Source organism: Clostridium sp. YIM B02551 (assembly GCF_022324735.1).
GTDB lineage: Bacteria > Bacillota > Clostridia > Clostridiales > Clostridiaceae > Clostridium_T > Clostridium_T paridis.
In genome coordinates this window covers 1-1,032 of sequence record NZ_JAKGTF010000044.1, presented here as the reverse complement: position 1 = coordinate 1,032, position 1,032 = coordinate 1, and the positions used below count along the sequence as shown (strand labels likewise).

At 31.2% G+C, this 1,032-nt stretch carries 1 protein-coding gene and 1 rRNA gene; both read right to left on the bottom strand.

Annotation, left to right across the window (positions count from 1 at the left end; genetic code table 11):
• Window positions 1-81 (bottom strand): 23S ribosomal RNA (locus tag L1S47_RS20510); the annotation flags it as partial.
• A 368-nt stretch (window positions 82-449) separates the two neighbouring features.
• Window positions 450-839 carry a hypothetical protein gene (locus tag L1S47_RS20505; protein ID WP_238886955.1) on the bottom strand — a complete coding sequence of 130 codons (390 nt, stop codon included), beginning with the start codon at window positions 837-839 and terminating at the stop codon, window positions 450-452.
• Between the last annotated feature and the right edge of the window lie 193 nt (window positions 840-1,032).

Below are 1,032 nucleotides of genomic sequence, written 5' to 3'. Positions count from 1 at the left end.
CCGAAACTTATCGCAGCTTATCACGTCCTTCTTCGGCTCCCGATGCCAAGGCATTCACCATGCGCCCTTTATAACTTGACCTTACTCAAAGTCTTATAAACTTCGTATTGCGTTGTCACCTTCGTTGCTGTGGTGCTCACATAGATGAACTATGCTCTGCTCCTCGCTCCTTGGTTTCTAGCACTACTTGTTTCTAAGCCTTTTTGGTCGAATCATAAATGATTCTCCTGTGAATTAACTAATATTTGCATTTAGTAATATGCGAGTATTTCTTAAATGCTTTCATTAATTCACACATGTGTAACTATATAATAGTTACATTTGCCAACTGGCTTTGTTTTAAAAAACAAATTTTATACTATGTGCAATTTTCAAAGAACTTTGTCACTAGGTTTTAGCGACATATAGTATTATATAAATATTAAGCTACTATGTCAATACCTAATATACTATTTATTTTCAATCATAACGATAATTTGTTTAAGAATACCTTCACCATCCATAGTTACCATATTTCTAACATCTATAAATTCACAGAATGTATTAGTGTTCTTCACAACTGACTCTATTGAATTTAATATGTATCTAATTGGAGGTGTTAGTAATATTCCATCAAAATAACTTATATTCTTAGACAACTTAATAAAATCCAAATTAACATTTGTCCATATAATTAATAAATCATATGAATTAAATTTTTCAATACTTTTCTTATTCTTAATGGAAGAGAAACTTTGAGTAGCTATCTTTATACCATACAAACCCCCATTAGACTTAACTTTATCGGCCAGCATACTTGCTATTATCTCACCTGAACAAACTAATAAGAGCACTTTCATAATATCCCCGCCATTATAATTATATATTTTAGTGCAAAAAAAGAACTACCCTCGAGTAGTTCTTTAAATGTACTTTCAAAATTAAACAGAGGTAGTAATCTTTAAAGTGCAATTTATTATTTTGTTTACTTAACACTTACTATTGTAAGTTTAAGTATGTTCTCCATAGAAAGGAGGTGATCCAGCCGCAGGT

What these genes read in the sequence shown, in the direction of transcription:
- L1S47_RS20505 (WP_238886955.1), bottom strand. Translation starts at nt 839, where the DNA reads ATGAAAGTGCTCTTATTAGTTTGTTCAGGTGAGATAATAGCAAGTATG.